At 44.5% G+C, this 4,944-nt stretch carries 6 protein-coding genes; 5 read left to right on the top strand and 1 reads right to left on the bottom strand.

Annotation, left to right across the window (positions count from 1 at the left end):
* From ACP45E_RS14230 to purF, 5 genes are all read left to right on the top strand, one after another.
* A partial coding sequence (locus tag ACP45E_RS14230; protein WP_277815707.1) for an acetyl-CoA carboxylase carboxyltransferase subunit beta occupies nt 1-467 on the top strand: 467 nt, incomplete at its 5' end.
* Nucleotides 468-510: 43 nt separating this feature from the next.
* The gene (gene folC, locus ACP45E_RS14225) at nt 511-1,776 is read left to right on the top strand and encodes a bifunctional tetrahydrofolate synthase/dihydrofolate synthase (RefSeq protein ID WP_017038055.1); all 1,266 of its coding nucleotides are present in this window, start codon (nt 511-513) and stop codon (nt 1,774-1,776) included.
* Nucleotides 1,777-2,328, top strand: coding sequence for an SPOR domain-containing protein (locus ACP45E_RS14220; protein ID WP_017038056.1), 552 nt, complete (start codon nt 1,777-1,779; stop codon nt 2,326-2,328).
* A gap of 61 nt (nt 2,329-2,389) precedes the next feature.
* Nucleotides 2,390-2,881, top strand: a complete 492-nt coding sequence (locus ACP45E_RS14215) for a CvpA family protein (RefSeq protein WP_017038057.1) — start codon at nt 2,390-2,392, stop codon at nt 2,879-2,881.
* Between the two features lie 33 nt (nt 2,882-2,914).
* A complete protein-coding gene (gene purF, locus ACP45E_RS14210; protein ID WP_017034854.1) occupies nt 2,915-4,423 on the top strand; it encodes an amidophosphoribosyltransferase in 1,509 nt (502 codons plus the stop codon).
* A 130-nt stretch (nt 4,424-4,553) separates the two neighbouring features.
* On the opposite strand, the gene ACP45E_RS14205 is transcribed toward purF, so the two are convergent.
* On the bottom strand, nt 4,554-4,944 hold a 391-nt coding region (locus ACP45E_RS14205), incomplete at its 5' end, for a metal ABC transporter permease (protein ID WP_198927725.1).

The raw sequence follows: 4,944 nt of genomic DNA, 5'->3' as shown, positions 1-4,944 counted from the left end.
ATAACTGTGGCTTGGTTTGTTTTTCTGCCAGTGGTGGTGCTCGTATGCAAGAGGCATTGATGTCTCTAATGCAAATGGCAAAAACCAGTGCGGCGCTTGAGCGTTTATCTTCAAAAGGTTTACCGTTCATTTCCGTCATGACGGACCCAACGATGGGGGGTGTTTCTGCGAGCTTAGCTATGTTAGGAGACATCAATATCGGCGAACCAAAAGCTCTAATCGGGTTTGCTGGACGCCGTGTTATCGAACAAACAGTTCGTGAAGACCTACCTGAAGGCTTTCAACGCAGTGAGTTTTTGTTAGAGCACGGTGCTATTGATATGATTGTTGATCGCCGAGAAATGCGTCAACGAGTTGGTAGCCTAGTGGCTAAACTGACGAACCGTACGTCTCCATTGGTGGTTTCTGTTAACGATTCTCCAAACGAAGCAGCATATCAAGTACCAGAATCCGCTGAAAAAGGGTAAAGTAGCTACTAACAATAAACCACCGTTATTTGGTTATAGTTAGATGACTCAAAATCCAATTCCTCAAGCCACATCTCCCTTAACGGTGTGGCTTGATTATTTGTCCAACATTCATAGCTCTGCGATAGATTTAGGCCTTGACCGTGTTCAAGCGGTGGCTAAAACAGCAGAACTGACAAAACCCGCCCCAACAGTGATTACCGTTGCTGGAACCAATGGCAAAGGGTCAACCTGTGCATTGATGGAATCCATTCTTTTGGATGCCGGATACAGCGTTGGTGTTTACAGCTCTCCTCATTTAATTCGCTACAACGAACGCGTACGTATTAATGGCGTTGATCTTAGTGATGAAAAACACTGCTTGGCTTTCGATTTTATCGAGAAAGTACGTGGTGAGACTAGCCTTAGTTTCTTTGAATATGGGACCTTGGCGGCGTTGCGTGCGTTTCAAACCGAACACGTAGATATTGTGCTACTTGAAGTGGGGTTAGGTGGGCGACTTGATGCGACCAATGTCGTGGATCACGACGTCTCTGTGATTACCAGCTTAGCTGTCGATCATGTCGATTGGCTTGGTGATGATATTAATGTCATTGGCTTTGAAAAAGCGGGGATTTACAGAACTAACCGTCCTGCTATTTGTGGTCAGCCTAAAGCACCCGCGACAGTCGCAGCTCATGCCGACGATATTGGTGCTGATTTTTATCAAGTAGGCATTCAGTACACCTATCAAAAAGAAACCGATAAGACCTGGGGCTGGAAAAGTGGCACCTTCGAGCTCGACTCACTGCCGATACCTCTATTACCTTTACCTAATGCAGCAACGGCTTTGATGGCACTTGCCGTGGCTAATCTCGAACTGACAGATATCAATATTGTGAATGGATTGAAGTCGGCACAGCTTCCTGGTCGTATGCAGGTTATCTCCACCGAGCCAACGATCGTGCTCGATGTCGCGCACAATCCGCATTCGGCTAAATACTTAGTTGCATCACTTCAAGAGAAGTATCCAAACAAGAACATACATGCTGTCGTGGCAATGCTTCATGACAAAGACATTGAATCGACGCTAGACGAGTTAACCTCAGTTGTGACTTGCTGGTATCCAGCTTCTCTTCACGGCCCTAGAGCGGCTTCTGTCGAAGAATTAAGTATCCATTTGCCAAGTTATCAAGGGAAATATTCTAACCCCGTAGAGGCATTTAATAGCGCATTGACACAGGCGAACAAGCAAGATGTCATTATCGTCGTTGGCTCATTTCATACGGTTGGTGAAGTCTTAGAGCACTGGCGAGATAAAGGAGAATAAATGGCCAGTAAATTCCATAGCCGCTTAGTCGGCACGGTTATCTTGGTTGCAGTGGGAATTATCGTACTGCCAGACCTACTCGATGGTAAAAAGGAGCACTATAAAGATGAAATCGCGAGTATTCCTATAAAACCAGAGCTTGAAAGTGAAATGGAAGTGTTTGAGCTTCTCGATCCAGTTGAAGATCAGATTATGCTACCTGAGTCGCCTGTAGAAATCACCGTCGGCGACACAACAAGTGATAGAGAAGCTGCAGACACAATCCAACCGTTACCCACGAAGGTAAATTCTGTAGATGAAAAAAATGACTATGTAGACAGTGCGTGGATTATTCAGTTAATGGCATTGAAAAATGCAGATAACGCAGAAACTTTAGTCAAGGATCTACGGAAAAGAGGCTATCAGGCGCATACAAAGAACGAGAATGGCTTCACTCGCGTCATTATTGGTCCTGATGTGTCAAAAAGTAAACTTGAGCAACAACTGGTTGAACTAAACAAAATTACTGGTTCAAACGGTCAATTGCTCAAATTTAAACCACTAAATCCATAAGAAAACGTTTGCGTCAGCATTTTTTCTGTTAAAATGCGCGCCAACTTAAGATGCAGAAAACATGAATTGGTTAGATATTGTCATTTTAGGGGTGATCGGGCTATCCGCTTTGATCAGTTTAGTTCGAGGTTTTGCTAAAGAAGCTTTGTCATTGGTTATTTGGTGTGGCGCATTCTTTATTGCCAGCCAGTATTACGCAAAATTGGCGGTTTATTTCACCAATATTGAAGATGACATGTTTCGCAATGGAACCGCGATTGCAGTGCTGTTTATCGCTACGCTCATTGTTGGCGCATTAGTGAATTACGTTATTGCTCAGCTTGTCGAAAAGACAGGACTATCGGGCACCGATCGAATCTTAGGGATTGTTTTCGGAGCGTTAAGAGGGGTACTGATCGTCTCGGCAGCACTGTTTTTTATGGATGCTTTCACAGCACTTCCAAGTTCTGAGTGGTGGAAAAGTTCGCAATTGGTACCTGAGTTTAGTCGTATCATCGCGCCATTTTTCGAGCACTTACAAGCAACATCAACTTTTTTATCTGGCGCACTATAGCGCCAGCAATTGTCGATAATCGAGGGTTAGGCCATGTGTGGTATTGTTGGAATCGTGGGCGCAACGCCTGTAAACCAGTCTATTTATGATGCATTGACTGTGTTGCAGCATCGTGGCCAAGATGCTGCGGGTATTTGTACCATAGAAAGCAATCGTTTCCGTCTGCGTAAGGCAAACGGTTTGGTGAAAGACGTCTTTGAAGCAAAACACATGCAACGCCTACAGGGTGATGTGGGTATCGGTCATGTTCGTTACCCTACAGCAGGCAGCTCTAGTGCGTCCGAAGCGCAGCCATTTTATGTTAACTCTCCATTTGGTATTACTTTAGCTCATAACGGTAACTTGACTAACGCTCACAAAATTCGTGAAAAATTAGCGGAGAAAGATCGCCGTCATATCAACACTACGTCAGATTCGGAAGTGTTGCTAAACGTGTTAGCACATGAAATTGATATGGTTAAAGGGAATGTAACCTCTGAAGATGTCTTTCGTGCTGTGACTAATGTACATCGCACTATTCGTGGCGCATACGCTGTTGTCGCGATGATTATTGGCCACGGTATGATTGCATTTAGAGACCCAAACGGGATTCGCCCATTATGTTTAGGTAAGCGTGAAATCGATGGTAGCACCGAATATATGGTCGCATCAGAATCTGTCGCTTTAGATGCGGTTGGCTTTGATTTTGTACGGGATGTGGCACCAGGCGAAGCGCTTTACGCAACGTTTGATGGGCAGTTATTTACACAGCAATGTGCAGATAACCCTGTTTTAAACCCTTGCTTATTTGAGTATGTCTACTTTTCTCGACCAGATTCATTCATAGACAAAATTTCCGTTTACAGCGCTCGTGTTGAAATGGGTAAAAAACTGGGTGAACGTATTAAAGATGAATACGGTCATCTTGATATTGATGTGGTTATCCCTATCCCAGAGACATCGTGTGACATCGCATTGCAAATTGCCCAAGCGATTGACATTCCATACCGTCAAGGCTTCGTTAAGAACCGTTACGTAGGTCGAACGTTTATCATGCCGGGTCAGCAGCAGCGTAAGAAATCAGTTCGCCGTAAGCTCAATGCAATTCGCTCTGAATTCAAGGATAAGAACGTACTGCTAGTAGACGATTCGATAGTTCGTGGAACCACCTCAGAACAGATTATTGAAATGGCGAGAGATTCAGGCGCGAAGAAAGTGTTCATGGTTTCAGCAGCTCCAGAAATTCGTTTTCCTAACGTGTATGGGATTGATATGCCAAGTGCGAACGAGCTGATTGCGCATGGTCGTGACAACGATGCGATCTGTAAACAGATTGGCGCGGATGAACTGATATTCCAAACGATTGACGATCTTGTTGAAGCCGTTGGTCTTGGTAATACAGACATCGCACGTTTTGAGGCGTCGGTATTCAGTGGTGAATACGTCACGGGTGATATTAATCAAGAATATCTAGAGTACGTAGAATCGTTACGTGGTGATGATGCTAAAGCTGAGTCTGAGGCCGAGCTAGTTAACCTTGATTTGCACAATGAAGGGGCGTAACGAAAAGAGATTATTCTTTATCGTTGTCTAAAATAGAGACTAAAAAGGCTTCCAGTTGGAAGCCTTTTTTATTCGGCGCTTTTTAATCGAGAAATTGACGGAAACAAACGCTTGTTAAATACAGCTTGAGTTAGCTCGTAGGCGATTTTACAAACTGGCTTAGCATAAACATACAAGTAGCACTGATGACAACCGATGGTCCTGCAGGAGTGTCAAAGTGCCATGATAAATACAACCCGCCACACACAGAAAGAGCACCGATAATCGAAGCGAAAATGGCCATTTGTTCAGGTGTTTGAGCCAGTTTTCGAGCGGTCGCTGCCGGGATAATTAACAGTGACGTCATGATCAGTGCACCGACAAATTTCATTCCTACGGCGATCACCAGCCCTACCATGAGCATGAGGATCAGTCGCATCAAGTCGATGTTGATACCGTCGACAGCCGCTAAGTCTTCATTGATTGTCGCGGAAAGCAATGGTCGCCAGAAAATGAACAGTGTTATGGCTACGACCGCAACA

Source organism: Vibrio genomosp. F10 str. 9ZD137 (assembly GCF_049974785.1).
Classification (GTDB): Bacteria; Pseudomonadota; Gammaproteobacteria; order Enterobacterales; family Vibrionaceae; genus Vibrio.
This window is presented reverse-complemented; position numbering and strand designations above follow the sequence as displayed.

Excerpts from the sequence above, each read along its gene's own strand:
- ACP45E_RS14220 (WP_017038056.1), top strand. The coding sequence starts at position 1,777 with ATGGCCAGTAAATTCCATAGCCGCTTAGTCGGCACGGTTATCTTGGTT.
- folC (WP_017038055.1), top strand. The coding sequence starts at position 511 with ATGACTCAAAATCCAATTCCTCAAGCCACATCTCCCTTAACGGTGTGG.
- purF (WP_017034854.1), top strand. The coding sequence starts at position 2,915 with ATGTGTGGTATTGTTGGAATCGTGGGCGCAACGCCTGTAAACCAGTCT.
- ACP45E_RS14215 (WP_017038057.1), top strand. The coding sequence starts at position 2,390 with ATGAATTGGTTAGATATTGTCATTTTAGGGGTGATCGGGCTATCCGCT.